The 19924-nt window shown below is 61.0% G+C and carries 17 protein-coding genes; 14 read left to right on the top strand and 3 right to left on the bottom strand.

The window, feature by feature from the left end; genetic code table 11:
* The first annotated feature begins 3 nt into the window (after positions 1–3).
* The 10 genes from rpoE to pdxJ all read left to right on the top strand — a co-directional run bounded on the left by rpoE (position 4) and on the right by pdxJ (position 8839).
* The gene (gene rpoE / locus VZC39_RS03265; RefSeq protein ID WP_349921000.1) at positions 4–585 is read left to right on the top strand and encodes an RNA polymerase sigma factor RpoE; all 582 of its coding nucleotides are present in this window, start codon (positions 4–6) and stop codon (positions 583–585) included.
* Positions 586–608: 23 nt separating this feature from the next.
* Positions 609–1196 carry a sigma-E factor negative regulatory protein gene (locus VZC39_RS03270; protein ID WP_434665654.1) on the top strand — a complete coding sequence of 196 codons (588 nt, stop codon included), beginning with the start codon at positions 609–611 and terminating at the stop codon, positions 1194–1196.
* Positions 1197–1217: 21 nt separating this feature from the next.
* Entirely contained in the window at positions 1218–2198 is a 981-nt protein-coding gene (locus VZC39_RS03275) for a MucB/RseB C-terminal domain-containing protein (RefSeq protein WP_434665656.1), read from the top strand.
* A 102-nt stretch (positions 2199–2300) separates the two neighbouring features.
* Positions 2301–2762 (top strand): SoxR reducing system RseC family protein, encoded by a 462-nt coding sequence (locus tag VZC39_RS03280; RefSeq protein WP_434668327.1) that lies wholly within the window; start codon positions 2301–2303, stop codon positions 2760–2762.
* Positions 2763–2924: 162 nt separating this feature from the next.
* Positions 2925–4718, top strand: coding sequence for a translation elongation factor 4 (gene lepA / locus VZC39_RS03285; protein WP_349921003.1), 1794 nt, complete (start codon positions 2925–2927; stop codon positions 4716–4718).
* Between the two features lie 3 nt (positions 4719–4721).
* Positions 4722–5645, top strand: a complete 924-nt coding sequence (gene lepB, locus VZC39_RS03290; protein WP_434665658.1) for a signal peptidase I — start codon at positions 4722–4724, stop codon at positions 5643–5645.
* Entirely contained in the window at positions 5646–6317 is a 672-nt protein-coding gene (rnc, locus tag VZC39_RS03295; RefSeq protein ID WP_349921005.1) for a ribonuclease III, read from the top strand.
* Positions 6314–7213 (top strand): GTPase Era, encoded by a 900-nt coding sequence (gene era, locus VZC39_RS03300; RefSeq protein ID WP_011704750.1) that lies wholly within the window; start codon positions 6314–6316, stop codon positions 7211–7213. Before rnc ends, era begins: the two co-directional genes overlap by 4 nt.
* Positions 7214–7227: 14 nt before the next feature.
* Positions 7228–7938 carry a DNA repair protein RecO gene (gene recO, locus VZC39_RS03305; protein ID WP_434665662.1) on the top strand — a complete coding sequence of 237 codons (711 nt, stop codon included), beginning with the start codon at positions 7228–7230 and terminating at the stop codon, positions 7936–7938.
* Positions 7939–8101: 163 nt separating this feature from the next.
* On the top strand, positions 8102–8839 hold the full coding sequence (pdxJ, locus tag VZC39_RS03310; RefSeq protein ID WP_434665665.1) for a pyridoxine 5'-phosphate synthase: 738 nt from the start codon (positions 8102–8104) through the stop codon (positions 8837–8839).
* A 160-nt stretch (positions 8840–8999) separates the two neighbouring features.
* Here the strand turns inward: pdxJ and VZC39_RS03315 are convergent, their stop codons facing one another.
* The 3 genes from VZC39_RS03315 to barA form a co-directional block, all read right to left on the bottom strand.
* On the bottom strand, positions 9000–9872 hold the full coding sequence (locus VZC39_RS03315; protein ID WP_434665668.1) for an N-acetylmuramoyl-L-alanine amidase: 873 nt from the start codon (positions 9870–9872) through the stop codon (positions 9000–9002).
* A 21-nt stretch (positions 9873–9893) separates the two neighbouring features.
* A complete protein-coding gene (locus VZC39_RS03320; RefSeq protein ID WP_434665670.1) occupies positions 9894–10373 on the bottom strand; it encodes a DUF1456 family protein in 480 nt (159 codons plus the stop codon).
* Positions 10374–10437: 64 nt separating this feature from the next.
* Positions 10438–13185 carry a two-component sensor histidine kinase BarA gene (gene barA, locus VZC39_RS03325; RefSeq protein WP_434665673.1) on the bottom strand — a complete coding sequence of 916 codons (2748 nt, stop codon included), beginning with the start codon at positions 13183–13185 and terminating at the stop codon, positions 10438–10440.
* A 228-nt stretch (positions 13186–13413) separates the two neighbouring features.
* Between barA and rlmD the strand changes: the two genes are divergently transcribed.
* The 4 genes from rlmD (at position 13414) to pyrG (ending at position 19837) form a co-directional block, all read left to right on the top strand.
* On the top strand, positions 13414–14736 hold the full coding sequence (rlmD, locus tag VZC39_RS03330; RefSeq protein WP_434665674.1) for a 23S rRNA (uracil(1939)-C(5))-methyltransferase RlmD: 1323 nt from the start codon (positions 13414–13416) through the stop codon (positions 14734–14736).
* Positions 14737–14984: 248 nt separating this feature from the next.
* The gene (gene relA / locus VZC39_RS03335) at positions 14985–17195 is read left to right on the top strand and encodes a GTP diphosphokinase (protein WP_434665676.1); all 2211 of its coding nucleotides are present in this window, start codon (positions 14985–14987) and stop codon (positions 17193–17195) included.
* Between the two features lie 65 nt (positions 17196–17260).
* Positions 17261–18058: a nucleoside triphosphate pyrophosphohydrolase gene (mazG, locus tag VZC39_RS03340; protein ID WP_434665679.1), complete on the top strand. Its 798-nt coding sequence runs from the start codon at positions 17261–17263 to the stop codon at positions 18056–18058.
* A gap of 141 nt (positions 18059–18199) precedes the next feature.
* Positions 18200–19837, top strand: a complete 1638-nt coding sequence (gene pyrG / locus VZC39_RS03345; RefSeq protein WP_434665682.1) for a glutamine hydrolyzing CTP synthase — start codon at positions 18200–18202, stop codon at positions 19835–19837.
* Positions 19838–19924 lie beyond the last annotated feature (87 nt).

Below are 19924 nucleotides of genomic sequence, written 5' to 3' on the forward strand. Positions count from 1 at the left end.
CTGATGAGCGACCAGAATCTACTGGACGAACAGCTGGTTGAACGGGTCCAGCGTGGCGATAAAAATGCATTCAACCTGTTGGTAAAAAAATACCAGCATAAGGTGGTCAATCTGGTGGCCAGGTATGTCAACAATCCGGGCGATGTGCCGGATGTGGCGCAGGAGGCTTTCATCAAGGCTTACCGTGCGTTGCCGACATTCCGTGGCGAAAGCGCGTTTTACACCTGGTTGTACCGGATCGCCGTCAATACGGCCAAAAATTACCTGACCTCACAGGGGCGCAGACCGCCCAGCAGTGATGTCGAAGCCGATGAGGCTGAATACTATGGTGGGGGCGAAGCCTTGCAAGAGGTGGCCACCCCGGAAAACCTGACGCTGACCGATGAGATCAAGCGCACCGTGTTTACCGCCATAGAAGCCTTGCCGGAAGACTTGAGAACAGCGATCACCCTTCGTGAACTGGAAGGGCTGAGCTACGAAGAGATTGCAGAGATCATGGATTGTCCGGTTGGAACGGTGAGATCCCGTATCTTCCGGGCGAGGGAAGCAATCGATAAAAAGCTGCAACCTCTGATCGAGAATTAAACTGGGGAAAGACAGGCAAACTTATGGCAAATAAAGAGCAAATCTCAGCCCTGATGGATGGCGACCTGAGCGAGATAAAGGTACTGAATGAGCTGGGAACGGATCCCTCCATGCAGGATACCTGGTCTCGTTACCATCTGATCGGTGATGCCATGCGGGGTGACCTGCCGGTCAATCTGCAACTGGATCTCAGCGACAGCATCATGCTGGCGCTGGAGGATGAGCCCACCATACTGGCTCCCGTGCCGGCACCATCGACCGTTACCGAGGTGAAAACCGGTGCCAAGGTGATACCGCTTATCCGCCGCTTCGGTCAGCAGGTGGGGCAATATGCCATCGCTGCATCCGTGGCTGCCGCCGTCATCTTCGGGGTACAGCAGTATCAGGGTCAGGACGGTGTGCCGAGCAATCCGGTACTCAATACCATACCCGTTGGTGGCAGCGCCGCTCCCGTAAGCGTTCACTATCCGCAAGAGGGCAACCGCGCCACGGCTCGCCAGCAAGGGTTGAACGAGCAACAGATGCAAGAGCAGCGCGAACGGGTCAACGCCTTCCTGCGTGATCACCAGTTGCAACAACGTCTGCTGCAAGACAAGCAGATTCAGGAATAACGCATTTTTAGGGATCAGACCGTGCGCCAGTCCAGCCGTATCCTGCTGGCCTCTCTTCTGTTGATTTGTGCCAAGGCCTCGGCCGACGATCTGTCGGCCGAGGCCTTGTTGCAGCAGATGCAGAGTGCCGTTTCACAACAGAATTTTGAGTTATCCATGGTCAAGGCCCGCCAGGGGCGTCTCGAACCCATCCGCATCAGCCATGGGGTCATCGATGGCAAGGAGGTCGCCCATCTGAGCTACCTCGACGGCAAGACGGTGGAGTACCTGCAGCGCCAGAATGAATACACCTTCTTCGAGAACACTCACGAGCCCTACACCCTGAAAGGCGCCCGCTTCCCCGGTGTCTGGTCAACCCTGGTGAAGATGCCGCTGACCCGAGTGCTGGAGAGCTATGATCCCGTGCTGGCGGGTCGCAGCCGGGTCGCCGGTCTGGTGGCTCAGGTGGTGAGACTGGTCCCGAAAGAAGCTGACAAGTACGGCTTCGTGCTCTGGATTGACGAGCAGAGCCACCTGCTGCTGCGCATCGACATGGTCGATCGGGAAGGCAACCTGGTAGAGCAGGTGCTGGGGGTGGATCTGGACAGGCAGTCGGCGCCGGCCCCCTGGCTGGTGGCCCTGGCCAACAGCAAGCTGCCGGAGGCGCTGACCCTGGAGGATGCCTATCCGACACCCCAGCAGACCCTGGCCTGGCACCTCACCTGGCTGCCGAGCGGCTTTAAAGTGCTCTCTCAGGACAGGCACCAGCTGGTCAGTACCAGCCTGCCGGTGGATTACATGATGTTGTCAGACGGCGTGGTGGATCTCTCCGTCTATGTCGCCCGGGTCGACCCCAAGCAGACGGTGCGCCAGCAGCTTATTCGGCAAGGGGCCACTTCCCTGGTGAGTTATGTCAACGAAGTCGGGGTCGAGATCACCGTCGTGGGCGAGGTGCCGGCCGAAACCGCCAAACGTATCGCCGAGTCGGTGCAACCCCTGGCCCGCAACGAGGCCGTGCAGTAATCCCCATGGCGAGCCGTGCTCATTCCCCTTGCCGAGGCGAGGTGGGCGTGTTCAGATTGCATAAATCCATGGCTGTTAATCTGGAGTCGTCAGGTGAGTAACATGAGTGAAGAGCTGGCGACTGTCGTGGCCATCGAAGGGGATTACGCCTGGGTGGAGTGTGAACGGCGCTCTGCCTGCAGCGGTTGTCATCAGCAGTCCAACTGCGGTACCGGCACCGTGGCCAAGGCGTTTCCCATGAAGTCCCAGCGATTGAAGGTGGCCCTCAATGGCGAGGTGAGGGTGGGTCAGCAGATCCGCCTCGGCATTCCCCAGGCGAGCATTCTGCGGGGGGCCGCTTTGGTCTATGTGCTGCCGCTGTTCTGCCTGCTGCTCGGTGCCCTGCTCGGCCAGCTCTGGCTGGTGCCGCTGCTCTCGGCGGGGGAAGGGGTCACCATCCTCAGCTGCCTGCTGGGGGGCACTCTGGGCTTTTTACTGGTTCGTTACTTTTCCGCAAGGCTTGAGCAGGGGGAGTATGGCCCCCGCATGCTCGGTGTGGTGCTGAGCACCCGCCATCTCTCCTGACTGGCATGGTATTACTGCAGATACAGGTCCTGGCGCGATAAATGGCCGCCAGGGCGCTATTTCCGGGCCTGTGTCGACTAAAGATTGGCCGTCGACCGGGTTATCCAGTAAAATCCTGCCCTCATATCCGACCCTAACTTAATTTTGAGTGATTCTTGCTCGATGAAACACATTCGTAACTTCTCGATTATTGCGCACATCGACCACGGTAAATCGACCCTGTCGGACCGTCTGATCCAGACTTGTGGCGGCCTGTCCGACCGCGAGATGCAGGCTCAGGTGCTGGACTCCATGGATTTGGAGCGCGAGCGCGGCATTACCATCAAGGCGCAGAGTGTGACCCTGAACTACCAGGCACAAGACGGTAACACCTATCAGCTGAACTTTATCGACACCCCGGGCCACGTGGATTTCTCCTACGAGGTTTCTCGCTCCCTGGCTGCCTGTGAAGGGGCGCTGCTGGTGGTGGATGCCGGTCAGGGGGTTGAGGCACAGACTCTGGCCAACTGCTACACCGCCATGGAAATGGATCTGGAAGTGGTACCGGTGCTGAACAAGATCGACCTGCCGGCCGCCGAACCCGAGCGTGTCGCCGAAGAGATCGAAGACATCGTCGGCATCGATGCCATGGATGCGGTGCGCTGCTCCGCCAAGACCGGTCTCGGTGTGGATCTGGTGCTCGAAGAGATCGTGGCCCGGATCCCGTCGCCGGAAGGGGATCCCGATGCACCGCTGCAGGCGCTGATCATCGACTCCTGGTTCGACTCCTACCTCGGCGTCGTCTCCCTGGTGCGGATCAAGAACGGTTCTCTCAAGAAGAACGACAAGATCAAGGTCATGAGCACCGGTCAGGTGTGGGGCGTGGATCGCATCGGTATCTTTACCCCCAAGCAGGTGGATACCCAGGGCCTGGGTTGTGGCGAGGTAGGTTGGGTCGTCTGCGGCATCAAGGACATCCACGGCGCGCCGGTGGGCGATACCCTGACCCAGGCCAAGCACGGTGCCGACAAGGCGCTGGCAGGTTTCAAGAAGGTGAAGCCGCAGGTCTATGCGGGCCTGTTCCCCATCTCCAGCGACGACTATGAGTCCTTCCGTGACGCCCTGGACAAGCTCTCCTTGAACGATGCGTCCCTGTTCTTCGAGCCGGAAAGCTCCACGGCGCTCGGCTTTGGCTTCCGTTGTGGCTTCCTCGGTATGCTGCACATGGAGATCATCCAGGAGCGGCTGGAGCGGGAGTACGATCTGGACCTCATCACCACGGCGCCGACCGTGGTCTACCAGATCGAGCTGAACAACGGCGAGACCATCCACATCGACAGCCCGGCCCAGATGCCGGCGGTCAACAACATCAAAGAGATGCGCGAGCCCATCGCCGAGTGTCACATCCTGCTGCCGCAGGAGTACATGGGCAACGTCATCACTCTGTGTATCGAGAAGCGTGGCGTGCAGACCAACATGGTCTATCACGGCAAGCAGGTGGCGCTGACCTATGAAATCCCGATGGCGGAAGTGGTGCTCGACTTCTTCGACCGCCTGAAGTCCACCAGCCGCGGCTACGCCTCCCTGGATTACGGCTTCAAGCGCTTCGAAACTTCCGACATGGTCCGTCTGGATATCATGATCAACGGCGAACGGGTCGACGCCCTGGCCATCATCACCCACAAGGAGAACGCCCAGTTCCGCGGTCGCCAGGTGGTGGAGAAGATGCGTGAGCTGATCCCGCGCCAGATGTTCGACATCGCTATCCAGGCTTCCATCGGCAACCAGATCATCGCCCGCAGCACGGTCAAGGCCCTGCGCAAGGACGTGACTGCCAAGTGTTACGGTGGTGACGTGAGCCGTAAGAAGAAGCTGCTGAACAAGCAGAAAGAAGGCAAGAAGCGGATGAAGTCTCTCGGCCGTGTCGACGTGCCGCAAGAGGCCTTCCTCGCGATTCTCCACGTAGGCAAGGACTAATCGATGGCAAGCACCTTTTCCCTGATCCTCGTCGTCGTCACCCTGCTGACCGGCATCATCTGGACCGTCGACAAGCTGGTCTGGTCCAAGCAACGGGCGGCCAAGATAGCGGCTGCCCGTGCCAATGCCGGCCCGAATGTGGATGAGAAAACCTTGGCCAAGGTGGCCCCCATGCCGGTCTGGATCGAACAGACCGGCGGGGTCTTCCCGGTCATTGCCCTGGTGCTGATCCTGCGCTCCTTCATCTTCGAGCCGTTCCAGATCCCCTCCGGCTCCATGATGCCCACCCTGCTGGTGGGAGACTTCATCCTGGTGGAGAAGTTTGCCTATGGCCTCAAGGATCCGGTGAGCAACACCAAGTTCCTCGAGACTGGCTCCCCCAAGCGCGGGGATGTGGTGGTGTTCAAGTATCCGCTGGACACCCGGGTCGACTACATCAAGCGTGTGGTCGGCATGCCCGGAGACAGGGTCATCTATCGCAACAAGGAGCTGATGATCCGGCCCAAGTGTGACGAACAGGCAGGGAAAACGTGCCCGGGCTTCAAGAAGCTCGACGTCAAGTTTGAACAACGTGGTGAGTTCAGCCAGATGGGGATCCCGCTGGATCGCTATACCGAGCAGTTGGGCGATGTCTCTCACGAGACCCTGCGCAATCCGCTCATGCCGGATCTGGTGGATCGCTACTATCGTCAGCCGGGTACCTACCCCGATGAGTGGGTGGTGCCGGAAGGCCATTACTTCGTGATGGGTGACAACCGCGACAACAGCACCGACAGTCGCTTCTGGGGCTTCGTGCCCGAGGAGAACCTGGTGGGCAAGGCGGTCGCCATCTGGATCAGTTTCGAATTCGAGCGCGAGGAAGGTTCCAGCTTGCCAAGCTGGGTGCCGACCGGTGTGCGCTTCAACCGCATTGGCGGAATCAAGTAAATGAATATCAAGATGAACAGACTGCAGTCCCGTCTCGGGCATGTCTTTCAGGATCAAGAACGACTGACCCGGGCGCTGACTCACCGCAGTGCCGGTTCCCGTCACAACGAGCGACTGGAATTCCTGGGTGACTCCATCCTGAGTCTGGTGATTGCCGATGACCTCTTCCACCGCTTCCCGCAAGCGGCGGAAGGGGATCTCAGCCGGATGCGCGCCACCCTGGTGCGGGAGAAGACCCTGGCCGAGCTTGGCCGGGAGTTCGATCTCGGGGATCACCTGATCCTGGGGCCGGGTGAGCTGAAAAGCGGCGGTTTTCGCCGCGAGTCGATCCTGGCCGACACGGTCGAGGCGGTGATCGGCGCCATCTATCTGGATACCAATCTGGAGACGGTGCGAACCCTGTTGCTCGGCTGGTACGCCAGCCGCCTGGAGGAGATCAAGCCCGGCATCGAGCAGAAGGATCCCAAGACCCGGCTGCAGGAAATTTTGCAGGGAAGCCGCAAATCCCTGCCGACCTACACGGTGACCAACGTCAAGGGCGAGGCCCACAATCAGGAGTTCACCGTCCAGTGCGAGGTGGATGGCCTGGATGGTCCCCTGGTCGGGATCGGCACCAGCCGCCGCAAGGCTGAACAAGCCGCCGCGCAGCAAGCATTGGAAAGATTGTCATGACAGATACCACTTACTGCGGCTTCGTCGCCATCGTGGGCCGCCCCAACGTGGGCAAGTCCACCCTGCTCAACAAGCTGCTTGGCCAGAAGGTCAGCATCACCTCGAAGAAACCCCAGACCACCCGTCACCGGATTTTGGGGATCGACACCGAGGAAAACTATCAGACCATCTACGTGGATACCCCGGGTCTGCACATCGAAGAGAAACGGGCCATCAACCGCCTGATGAACCGCGCCGCCACCAGCTCCCTCGGGGACGTGGCCATGGTGGTGTTCATGGTGGACGGCACCCACTGGACCAAGGACGACGAGATGGTGCTCGGCAAGTTGCGCCACCTCAAGTGCCCCGTGGTGCTGGCGGTCAACAAGATCGACAACGTCAAGGAGAAAGAGGATCTGCTCCCTCACCTCGAGTGGCTGGGCCAGCAGATGAACTTTGCCCATATCCTGCCCATCAGCGCCGAGAAGGGCACCAACGTGGAGAAGATCCGCGAGTGGGCCAAGGATCTGCTGCCGGAAAACGTCCACTTCTTCCCGGAAGATTACGTGACCGACCGCTCCTCCCGCTTCATGGCCTCCGAGATCATCCGCGAGAAGCTGATGCGTTTCACCGGTGAGGAGCTGCCCTACTCGGTGACCGTGGAGATCGAGCGCTTCAAGGTGGAGGAGAACGGCCTCTACCACATCCACGGCCTGATCCTGGTGGAGCGCGACGGCCAGAAGAAGATGGTCATCGGCAACAAGGGCGAGAAGATCAAGACCATCGGTACCGAGGCGCGCCTCGACATGGAACGCCTGTTCCAGAACAAGGTGCACCTGGAGCTTTGGGTCAAGGTCAAATCCGGCTGGGCCGACGACGAGCGCGCCCTGCGTAGTCTCGGTTACGGCGATGACTAAGTGGCACTGAGCGATTGCTGAGCCCGGCTTTCGTCATCCACAGTCGGCCCTATCGGGAGACCAGCCAGCTGGTCGAGGTCTTCACCCAGGATAGTGGTCGCTTTACCCTGGTGGCTCGCGGTTCTCGCGGGCCACGCTCCCCTCTGAAGGGGCTGTTGCAGCCGTTCTCCCTGCTTACCATCGCCTGGCGTGGCAAGGGGGATCTCAAGAATCTCACCCAGGTGGAATGCCCGGATCACTCCCTGCGGCTCGGCGGAGATCGGCTGTTCTACGGCCTTTATCTCAACGAGCTGGTCTACTACCTGCTCGAAGCCCATACCCCTTTCCCCGAGGTGTTCGATGCCTATGCCCGCGCCATCATGGCACTGGCAGATGGGGAGACCCCGGAGCTGCCCCTACGCCGTTTCGAGTTCCTGCTGCTGCAGGCGCTCGGCTATGCGGTGGATTTCGAGTATGCCGCCGACGACGAGTCTCCCATTCAACCCGAGCTGCTGTACGGCTTCGAGCGGGAGCTCGGCTTTGTGGCTTGCGAGCGGGCGCCGGATCCCCGTACCCTGTTCCTCGGCGCTCACCTGCTGGCCTTCGCCGAAGGGCGCTTCGATACCCCTCCCTTGCTGCAGGCGGCCAAACGTTTCAGCCGACTGGCGTTGCAACCCTATCTGGGCAAGCGTCAGCTGAAGAGCCGGGAGCTGTTTTTGAAGCGCAGGGGCAGTGTTTCAGGCTGACAGGTTCGATATTCTCGATAGTTACTGTAGGCCTGTCTGAATTTTAAAGAATATATCGCTGCCACATGGGAGGGAAAACCCGCCTCCGGTGGCTCATGGACAACCGGGACTGGCGCTGGCGCCTGCCCACAATGAACAGATGACCTGTATCAAGGAGTATGCAATGAGCGAGATCTACCTGGGCGTGAACATCGATCACATCGCCACCCTGCGCAATGCCCGCGGCACCCAGTACCCGGATCCGGTACAGGCCGCTTTCGTGGCCGAGCAGGCCGGTGCCGATGGCATCACGGTTCACCTGCGGGAAGATCGCCGCCACATCACTGACCGTGACGTGGAGATCCTGCGTCAGACCATCCAGACCAGGATGAACCTGGAGATGGCGGTGACCGAGGAGATGATCGGCATCGCCTGCCGCATCCAGCCCCAGTTCGTCTGCCTGGTGCCGGAGAAGCGCACCGAGGTAACCACGGAAGGGGGGCTGGATGTGGCCGGTCAGCTGGACAAGGTGACCGATGCGGTCACGCGCCTGGCCGCCGTCGGTGCCAAGGTCTCCCTGTTCATCGATGCGGATTATCTGCAGATCGATGCCGCCGCCGCGAGCGGGGCTCCCTTCATCGAGATCCACACCGGCCGTTACGCCGACGCCACCACGGATACGGAGCGCAACGCCGAGTTCAAGCGCATCGCCGCCGGGGCCTCCTATGCCGTCGGCAAGGGCTTGAAGGTGAATGCCGGCCACGGCCTGCACTATCACAACGTCAAGGCCATCGCCGCCATCCCCGAGCTCTATGAGCTCAACATCGGCCACGCCATCATCGGCCGCGCTGCCTTCGACGGTCTGGCCAAGGCGGTCAGCGACATGCGTCTGCTGATGCAGGAAGCCCGCCAGGGGATCTGATATCTGCTCGCCAGAGCGGGATCAACGAGGGACGCCACGGCGTCCCTCGTCGTTTTTGGGCGCGGCGTTGGGTGGGATCCCGAACATCGGAAAGTCAGGTTTTCGCAATGCCATCAGGCATTTCGCTGGCACTCTGCATCCGGTGAGGGGGAAGGAGGATTCAGGGGGACGGGAAGTAACGCTCCAGCAGCGCCATCAGAATGGCCTGAGACTCGGCATCCGGCTCGCCGGTCACCAACGTCGGGCGAAAGTGGAGCTGGAAGGCGCGCAGCACGGCCTGGCTCTGCTCATCCCAGTCACCGCTGGGGGCAATGCCATAGCCGTAGCGGGCGAGCTGCTGTTGCCACTGGCGCGCATCCCAGGCTGGCAGGGAGCTCTGGCGCAGGGCGGTGACCCTGGCCTCGTCTGGCCAAGCGCCGACCCCGTAGTCCAGGGCGAGCTCGCGCCAGGGAAAGAGGGGGCCGGGATCCTGCTTGCGATCGGGGGCGATGTCACTGTGGGCCAGTACCTGGGTCGGCGGGATCTGATGGCGCGTCACCAGATCCCGCGCCAGGGCGCCGACGGCGGCGATCTGGGCCCGGGTGAAGGGCTGCCAGTGGCGCAGGTGCGCGGGGAGCGCCGCCTCTTTCTCGTCATAGCCGAGGTTCACGATCTCGATGCCGAGCGAGCTGGCATTGAGGCCGGCATACTGGTGCCAGCGGCTGCGACCGGCATGCCAGGCGCGCCTATCGTCGGGCACCAGCTGGTAGACCGGCAGCGGGCTCTGTTCGATATCCCGTGGCACCAGATAGTGGGCACTCACCTTGTATTGAGGTTCCGTCAGCAGGCGCAGGGAGTGGGCATCGTCCTCGTCCGTGTAGTGCAGGATCAGGAAGGCGATGCGGCCATTCTGGCTGGCGCTGGCATGGCGGGTATCGAGGTGGTAGGGGGCGGGCTGACAGGCCCCCAGCAGCAGAAGCAGCAGGCAGAGCGACCAGCGCAGTTCACCGGCCATCCTGATGAGGGCTGAGGGTGAGCGGGGGCGCTGGTCCATGGCTCAGGCGCGGCAGCTATGTCAAGCGCGATGCTTGGCGGTGAGGCCGATCAGGAAGTTGCGCAGGATCTGATCCCCGCAATCCTGATAGTGCTTGTGATCCTTGGCGCGGAACAGGGCGCTCAGCTCGGACTTGGAGAGGTTGAAGTTGGCGAGCTTGAGGGTGCCCAGCATGTCCTCTTCCTTGTAGTTCAGGCCGATGCGCAGCTTGCGCAGGATCAGGTTGTTGTTGATCCGGTTCGGGATCACCTGGGGCGGCGCATCCTCGCGCACGCCGCGACGCAGGGCGATGAAACCGTCGAGGAACTGGCTCAGCGCCGAATCCGGACAGGCCATGAAGCCCGGATCTTGCGCTTCGCCTTCCGCCGCCTCTTTCAGCAGCCAGCCGTGCAACTGGGCATGGGTGACGGTCAGGTTGCCCTTGGCAAACATCTCGACCATCTGATCGTTGCTGATGGTGAGGGCGTAGCGCAGACGGCGCAGAATATCGTTGTTGGTCATGCTGACTCCTGTAAAAAACGGCGCAACTCTACCATTTACCGGGCTGTGCGTCAGAAAAAGCGCGTCATTCGCTCGCATCGAGATAGCGTGGCGCCTCCTGACGCACCTGCGCCAGCGCATCCTGCAATTCCAGCAATTCGGGCTCCAGCTCGCTCACCGGCACACCGTCCCGCAACTGCTGCTCCAACTGGGAGAGCAGGCGCTGCAGGCCGGGGACGCCGGAGTAGGCGCAACCACCGTTGAGGCGATGGAGCTGGGCCAGCACCTCGGCATCGTCGGCCTGCCCCGCGAGGGCGGACTCCAGCAGGGGCTCCACCTCGTCGAAGCTGGCCAGCAGCATGGTCAGCATCTCCCGGGCCAGCTCCGTCTTGCCGGCGGCCTGGCGCACGGCGAGGGCCCAGTCTATCTGCTCGTCCCCGTGATTCTGGTGGCGACGATGGGCGAAGTCGGTAATGAGCTGGGCCAGCATGCTCTCGTCGATGGGCTTGGCCAGATAGTCATCCATGCCCTGGCGGATCAAGCGCTCCCGCTCCCCCGGGATGGCGTGGGCGGTGACCGCGACTATGGGGGTCTCCATGTTGAGGGAGTGGCGACGAATGGCCTGGGTGGCGCTGATGCCATCCATGATCGGCATCTGTATGTCCATGAAGATGATGTCGAACGGCTGGCTCTGGGCCAGGCTGACCGCCTCCTTGCCGTTCTTGCACACCACCACCTGGCTCACCATCTCCTTGAGCATGGCGGCGATGAGCTTGAGGTTGGCGGCATTGTCATCCACCGCCAGTACCTTGACCTCCTGCACCTTGATAGCCGGCTCGGGAGGCGTGACGGGGACGGGCAGCCGGGCGTCTCTGGCGGTCTCGGGGGAGAGCAGGGCGTGCAGCAACTTGCGATGGTTGATGGGCTTGGAGAGGCAGTGCTGGGCACCGTGAGCCTGCATGGCGTCATACAGGGCGGGTTCGTGGCTGCTCAGCACCACTATGGTGTTCTGGGCATCGCCGAGGCCATCGAGGCGGGCGATCACCTGCTGGGGAGGATGCTGGGTGCTGCTGCCGATGATCACCACATCCTGGCGGCTCATGTCGGGCCAGTCGTCGTCCATGCCGAGGGAGTGCACATCCAGCTGCCATTCGGCCAGCAGGGCGTGCAGGGAGGCGTGGGCGAAGGGATCCGGCTCCAGCAGCCAGACCCGTTTGCCCTGGATGCGATCCAGTGGCAGCCGCTCGGTCTGGGGCAGGGGAGAGACGTCGAGTTCCAGGTTGAAGGAGAAGATGGAACCCTTGCCAAGTTCGGATTCGAAGCGGATCTGCCCCCCCATCTGCTGCACCAGCTTCTGGGTGATGACGAGGCCGAGGCCGGTGCCGCCATAGCGGCGGGAGATGGAGGAGTCGGCCTGGTTGAACGCCTGGAACAGCTGGCGCTGCTGCTCCTCCGAGATGCCGATGCCGGTATCGTGGATCAGCACCCGGAGCCGTACCTTCTTGCCGGCATGGAGGCCATTGCCGGCCTCGAGCTGCTCGATGCGAACATCCACGTTGCCACGCTCGGTGAACTTGATGGCGTTGCCGGTGAGGTTGGTCAGCACCTGCTGCAGGCGCATGGGGTCGCCGGTGAGGTAGTCCGGCACTTCGGCATCCACCTGCAGGGAGAGTTCCAGCTGCTTGTCGTGGGCACTCGGGCCCAGCAGATGCATGGTCTCGTTCAGGGTGTCGCGCAGGCTGAACGGGATATGCTCGAGCTGCAGCTTGCCCGCCTCCAGCTTGGAGAAGTCGAGGATGTCGTTGATGATGCCGAGCAGGTTGCGGGCCGATTTTTCTATGGTCTGCATGTAGTCGGTCTGACTCGGGGTCAGGCTGGTCTTGAGCAGCTGACGGGTGAAGCCGATGACGCCGTTCAAGGGGGTGCGCAGCTCGTGGGACATGTTGGCCAGGAATTCGGATTTGACCCTGGCGGCCTCTTGGGCACGTTTTTTCGCCATGTCGAGCTCGACGTTCTGGATCTCTATCTGCTCCAGGGTTTCCCGCAGATCCGAGGTGGCCTGGTCGATGTTCTGCTGCATCTCCTCGTGATATTCGGAGAGCGCCTTGGCCATGGCATTGATGCCGTTTTTCAGCATGTCCAGCTCGCCGGTGAGCTGGCCGTTGACCCGGGTATCGAGCCGCCCCTCCCTGATCCGGTGCACCGCTTGCACCATGTCGGTGATGGGTTGGGTCACGCTCTTGACCAGCCTGAAGCCGAACAGGGTACTGATGGCCAGGCCGATGAGTACCATGACCACGGCGAAGAAGGCATCCCGGTATTGCAGGACGATGGCCCTGTCGGTGGCGAGCTGCATGGAGATGTAGCCGATCACCGGCGGCTCCAAATCGCTTGGCAGCGGGAAGCCGTCAAGGCTGGTCTCCGCCTGGATGGGGGTGCGCAGTATGATGTCATCGCCGTTGAAGGAGACGCTGGTGAGCTCCGGGATGGCGCTGCCATCGGGCAGGCGCAGCTGGCCGAAGTCCCTGTGGTAGTTGGAGGTGACGAACAGCTGGTTGTCCTGGGTGAAGACGGCGATGGACTTGATGAAGGGGGAATTCTTGCGATGGGTGAGCCCGATCAGCCGCTTGAGGGATTCGCGACTGTGCTGGGTCATGCCGTACTCACTGGCAATCGCCAGGGGTTCTATGATGTTGATGCCCTGATCGATCAGGCTGCTTTCCAACTGCTGGTAGCGGTGGAAGGTGAAATAACCGGCAATCAGACCGCCGATGATGAGGGTGGGCAAGATGGTAAAGGCCAGCACCCTGGCTCTGAGGCCATATCTGGTCATGCTGATAACCCGTTGGGGATGAGGGCGGATACGAGGGTCATTGCCGCACAGGCGTGAAGGCCATATCTGGTCATGCTGATAAACCGCCGACGAAGAGGACTGACATAGGGTGAGGTCATGACAGCACGGGCCCCGAGGCCGCATTTGGTCATACTATTATTCTTGTGGGACAATGACCTGCTGCAGACCTCACAATCATGACATAGCCACCTATAGGCACCAAGTTTTATGGCCCAGTTTTTCAAGCCCCAAAAGAAATCCACCCAGCCCCAACGTATTGAATTTACGGTAGACAGTCTGGACCACCACTGTGTTGGCGTCGGCCGTCATCAGGGCAAGGCGATCTTCGTCGAAGGGGCGCTGCCCGGTGAACGGGTCAAGGTTCGCATCCTGGATGACAAGAAGCAGTACGCCCACGGTGCCCTGCAGCAGGTCGTCACCCCGGCGGCCAATCGGATCGACCCCTTCTGCGCTCATTACCGGGAATGCGGTGGTTGCAGCGCCCAGCACCTGTCCGAGGCGGATCAGCAAGGGGCCAAGGAGGCCGGCCTGGTCAGCCTGTTCGAACGTCTCGGCAACATCCAGCCGCCGCCCCTCGAACCCGCTCTCAACGGGGAGTCCCGCTCTTACCGCCGGGTCTGCCGGCTGGCCATCAAGTTTGACAAGAATGGCCGCTGTACCCGGGTCGGTTTCCGTCGCCGCCAGTCCAACGACCTAGTGGAAATCCAGGGTTGTCCCGTGCTGGCCGAGCCTCTCTCCGCCCTCATCAACCCGCTGCGCGACTGCCTCAATCGCCTCAAGAGCCAGCGTGAGCTGGGCCATGCGGAGCTCATTCAGGCGGAGCAGGGGATCCTGATGCTGCTGCGCCACACCGGCCGGCCGAACGAGACCGACCGGGCCATGCTGATCGAATTCGCGCAAGATCAGGGGATCGATCTCTACCTGCAGGCCGCGGACGAGCAGATAGAACCCCTGCGTCAACAATTCCAGCCGAGCTACTCTCTCGATGGCCTGTCTCTTGCATTTGCCCCGGGGGACTTCATCCAGGTCAACGGCCCCATCAACCAGGCCATGGTCAATCAGGCCCTGAACTGGCTCGATGCCACCCCGGATGACAAGGTGCTGGATCTGTTCTGCGGCATCGGCAACTTCACCCTGCCCCTGGCCCGCCAGGCCCGGGAAGTGGTGGGGGTTGAAGGGGATCTCGCCATGGTGGCCCGGGCCCAGGAAAACGCCCGTCGCAACGGCATCGACAATGCCCGTTTCTTCAAGGCGGACTTGAGTGGAGACATCAAAGGCATGTCCTGGGCACGGGAAGGCTTCGATCTGGTACTGCTGGATCCGGCTCGCCCCGGCGCCCTGGAAGTGATGAGCCACGTGGCGGCACTTTCCCCGAAACGGGTGGTCTATGTCTCCTGTAACCCGGTCACCCTGGCCCGTGACAGCCAGGTGCTGGTGAAGCAGGGTTATCGACTGACCCGTCTGGGCATGCTGGACATGTTCCCTCACACCGGCCATCTGGAATCCATGGCGCTGTTTGAGCGAGGCTGAGCGACGTTATTCGGGAAGGGGGACAGGCAGACTTATCTCCCTGTTCCTGAATGCCGGATGCTGTGTGAGCAGGGTGATTAGGGTAATCTAGAGCGTCGAAAATTGGCCGGACAGGTGGGAGGCTCCTGTTGCCCTGATGGGTGATATGCCTTGAAAAGTCGACCATTTATCCCCATTTGAGGCAATCGTCAGCTGATGAGGGGCGGGAGCGACGGCTCCTGGCCCCACACTTTTTAAGGATTGATACCATGGTTGCGGTACGCGATATTCATTTGAAGGACAACTTCACCCTCGAAGAGTGGGTCAATTCACTCGGTCTGAGTGAAAGCGACAAGAATCAGCTGCGAACCGTCTACCAGTTTTGCCTGACCCTGGGTGATGAGGCCCTCACCAACCGCCTGTTGGTACGTGGCGTCGAGATGGTGGGCATACTGCTGATGCTCAGCATGGATCTCGCCACCCTCAAGGCCGCCATCCTCTACCCCTTCGTCGAAGCCGGTCTCATCAAGCAGGAGAAGGTGGAGGAGGACTTCGGCCCCAAGATCGCCAAGCTGGTGGAAGGGGTGCTGGAGATGGAAGCCATCCGCTCCCTGCAGACCCTGCACCGCAGCGAGACCTCGCCGGAGCAGGTCGACAATGTGCGACGCATGCTGCTCGCCATGGTCGAGGACGTGCGCGCCGTGGTGATCAAGCTGGCGGAGCGGATCGCCTGCCTGCGGGAAGCCAAGAAGGCGGATGAAGAGACCCGGGTGCTGATGGCCCAGGAGATCACCAACATCTATGCGCCGCTGGCCAACCGGCTCGGCATCGGTCAGCTCAAGTGGGAGCTCGAGGATCTCGCCTTCCGCTACCTGCACCCGGATACCTACAAGCAGATCGCCAAGCAGCTCGACGAGAAGCGTCTCGATCGGGAGCGCTATATCCGCGAGTTCGTGCAATCCCTGCGCGATGCGCTGGCGGAGGCCGGGGTCGAGGCCGAGGTCTATGGCAGGCCGAAACACATCTACAGCATCTGGCGCAAGATGCAGAAGAAGCACCTCGAATTCAACGAGTTGTTCGACGTGCGCGCGGTGCGGGTGGTGACCAAGCGGCTGCAGGATTGCTACGCGGCCCTCGGCATCGTCCACACCCACTTCCACCACATTCCCCGTGAATTCGACGACTATGTCGCCAACCCCAAGCCCAACGGCTACCAGTCCATCCACACCGTGGTGGTGGGGGAAGAGGGCAAGACGGTAGAGATCCAGATCCGTACCGAGCAGATGCATCAGGATGCGGAGCTCGGCGTCGCCGCCCACTGGCGCTACAAGGAAGGGGCCCAGGCTGCGGCCAAGACCAACACCTTCGAGGACAAGATCGAGTGGCTGCGCAAGCTCCTCGCCTGGCAGGAGGATCTGTCGGAAAGTGGCTCTCTGCTGGACGATCTGCGCAGTCAGGTGTTCGAGGACAGAGTCTATGTCTTCACTCCCAAGGGGGATGTGATCGATCTGCCTGCCGGCGCCACCCCGCTCGACTTCGCCTATCACGTTCACAGCATGATTGGCCACCGCTGCATCGGCACCAAGATAGACGGCCGCATCGTCCCCTTCACCTATACCTTGCAGACTGGTGACCAGGTGGAGGTGATCACCCAGAAGGAGCCGAACCCGAGCCGCGACTGGATGAACCCCAACGCCGGTTTCCTGCGCTCCAGCCGGGCGCGGGCCAAGGTGGCCACCTGGTTCAGGAAGCTGGATCGGGACAAGAACATCGCCGCCGGCAAGGAGCTGCTGGAAAAGGAACTGGACAGGCACAACCTCACCCTCGCCAAGGTGGACAAGGTGGTGCTCGAGCGCTTCCACGCGGAGGAGCTCGAGGATCTGCTGGCGGGCATTGGCAGCGGCGACATCCGCATCAACCAGCTGCTGAACTACCTGGATACCCGCTACAACAAGCCGACGGCGGAGGAGGAAGACCGCCGCCTGCTGGAGAAGCTGGAGCAGAAGGCCAACGTGCCGTTCCGCCCCAAACCCAAGGATCACATCGTGGTGGAAGGGGTCGGCAACCTGATGACCCACATCGCCCGCTGCTGCCAGCCCATCCCGGGGGACAGCATCCAGGGCTTCATCACCATGGGGCGTGGCGTCTCCATCCACAGGGACGACTGCGAACAGCTCAAGGAGCTCTCCCGTCGCAACCCGGAGCGCCTCATCGAAGCGGTCTGGGGGGAGAACTACTCCGGCGGCTATGGCCTCACCATCCGCATCCTCTCCAACGACAGATCCGGTCTGCTGCGGGATATCACCACCGTGCTCGCCAACGAGAAGATCAACGTCATGGGGGTGCGGTCGCGCTCCAACGTGCGCGAACAGACCGCCGAAATCGACATGGAGCTGGAGATCTACAACATCAACGCCTTCAACCGGGCGCTCGCCAAGCTCAGCCAGCTCAACGACGTGATCAGCGCCAAGCGCCTGTGATACACACCAACCGGCCCCTGTGGCCGGTTGTTCTTGATGACCCCATTTGATGAAGTGACACGACCATGACCCAACCTTATGACCTCCCCAAGCTGCTCGACATCATGGCCCGATTGCGCTCCCCGGACGGGGGTTGCCCCTGGGATCTCAAGCAGAGCTTCCAGACCATAGTGCCCCACACCCTGGAGGAGGCCTACGAGGTGGCCGATGCCATCGAGACTCAGGATTGGGAAGGGTTGAAGGGGGAGCTCGGGGATCTGCTGTTCCAGGTGGTGTTCTACGCCCAGCTCGGCAAGGAGCAGGGGCTGTTCGATTTCGCCGACATCGTCGACACCGTGAGCGAGAAGCTCATTCGCCGTCATCCCCATGTGTTTTCCGATGCCGACCTCGATGACGAGCAGGCGGTCAAGGTGAACTGGGAGGCGGAAAAGGCCAAGGAGCGGGCGGCGCTGGACAAGGAGAGCGTGCTGGATGACATTCCGCTGGCGCTGCCTGCCCTGACCCGGGCGGCTAAGATCCAGAAGCGCTGCGCCACCGTCGGCTTTGACTGGAAGACCCTCGGCCCTGTGGTGGACAAGATCCACGAGGAGATCGACGAGGTGATGGAGGAGGCGTTGATGGTGGATGTGAACGAGGAGCGGGTGAGCGATGAGCTTGGCGATCTGCTGTTTGCCACCGTCAATCTGGTGCGCCATCTCGGCAAGGATCCGGAGCAGGTACTGCGGGCCGCCAATGCCAAGTTCGAACGTCGTTTTCGACAGGTTGAGCAGTTTATTGCCGCCGAAGGGCTGAAAATGACCGATTGCTCATTGGAGAAGCTCGACGCCGCCTGGGACAGGGCCAAAGAAACCGAACAAAGTTGATTTGGCGCAAGACGGGGGGGCGGGGAGCCTGATAGATTTTTGTTCATTGTTTGGGAGTGGGGGTTTTGGTATACTGTTTCCCCGTCCTGCTTCATCCCCGAAGCACCCCTTAAAATTTCCTAAACTTCTTTCAGGTTCAGCATGACGACCAAATATATTTTTGTGACTGGTGGCGTTGTTTCATCCCTCGGCAAAGGCATTGCCGCAGCTTCTCTGGCAGCCATTCTGGAAGCCCGTGGTCTGGATGTGACCATCATGAAACTGGACCCCTATATCAACGTGGATCCGGGCACCATGAGCCCGACCCAGCATGGTGAAGTGTTCGTTACCGAGGACGGGGCCGAGACCGATCTGGATCTGGGTCACTACGAGCGTTTCATCCGCACCAAGATGACCCGCCGCAACAACTTCACCACCGGCCGCATCTACGCCGACGTACTGCGCAAAGAGCGTCGTGGTGACTACCTGGGCGCCACCATCCAGGTGATCCCGCACATCACCAACGCCATCAAGGAGCGGGTGATTGCCGGTGCCGAAGGCCATCAGGTGGCCATCGTCGAAGTGGGCGGTACCGTGGGCGATATCGAGTCCCTGCCGTTCCTCGAAGCAATTCGTCAGCTGGCCGCCGAAGTGAGCCGCGACAATGCCATGTTCATGCACCTGACCCTGGTTCCCTACCTGGCCGCCGCCGGTGAGGTGAAGACCAAGCCGACTCAGCACTCCGTGAAGGAGCTGCTCTCCATCGGGATCCAGCCGGACGTGCTGATCTGCCGCTCCGATCGCGCCATCCCGGCCGTTGAGCGCGCCAAGATCGCCCTGTTCTGCAACGTGCCGGAGCGCGCCGTCATCTCCATGAAGGACGTGGACTCCATTTACAAGATCCCGGCCCTGCTCAAGTCCCAGAATCTGGATGATTACTTCATCGCCCGTTTCGGCCTGGAGTGCAAAGAGGCAGATCTGTCCGAGTGGGAACAGGTGGTCTACGAAGAGGCCAACCCGACCGCGGAAGTGACCATCGGCATGGTGGGCAAGTATGTCTCCCTGCCGGATGCCTACAAGTCCGTCAACGAAGCCTTGAAGCACGGTGGCCTCAAGACCCGTCTGTCCGTCAACATCAAGTACATCGATTCCCAGGACATCGAGACCCGTGGCGCCGAGTTGCTGGAAGGTCTGGATGCGATCCTGGTACCGGGTGGCTTCGGCGAGCGTGGCGTGGAAGGCAAGATCCAGGCCGCCCAGTATGCCCGTGAGAACAAGATCCCCTACCTGGGTATCTGCCTCGGCATGCAGGTTGCCATGATCGAATTCGCCCGCAACGTGGCGGGCATGACTGGTGCCCACTCCTCCGAATTCAAGAAAGACTCTCCGTTCCTGGTAGTCGGTCTCATCACCGAATGGGTGGATGAGGAAGGCAACGTCGAGACCCGCAGCGAGAAGTCCGATCTGGGCGGCACCATGCGTCTGGGCTCCCAGCTCTGCCACCTGGTGGAAGGCTCCAAGGTGCGCCAGATGTACGGTTCCCCGACCATTTACGAGCGTCACCGTCACCGCTATGAGGTGAACAACAAGCTGCTGCCGCAAATTGAAGCAGCCGGTTTGCAGGTGACCGGTCTCTCCGCCGACAAGAAACTGGTGGAAATTATCGAGATCCCGGATCACCCTTGGTTTGTTGCCGCGCAGTTCCACCCGGAGTTCACCTCGACTCCTCGTGATGGACACGCCCTGTTTGCCGGTTTTGTGAAGGCTGCCGGTGAGTACCAGAAGCGCAATCTGAAGTAATTGAAAATAAATGCGGTTGAGGCCCTGTGCCGCAGCCGCTTTTTTTGGCATATTTTTGTTGTTTTTTTACGAAACCTGAGGAAATAC

Origin of the sequence: Aeromonas sp. NJAU223 (assembly GCF_051125555.1) — a bacterium.
Classification (GTDB): Bacteria; Pseudomonadota; Gammaproteobacteria; order Enterobacterales; family Aeromonadaceae; genus Aeromonas; species Aeromonas veronii_G.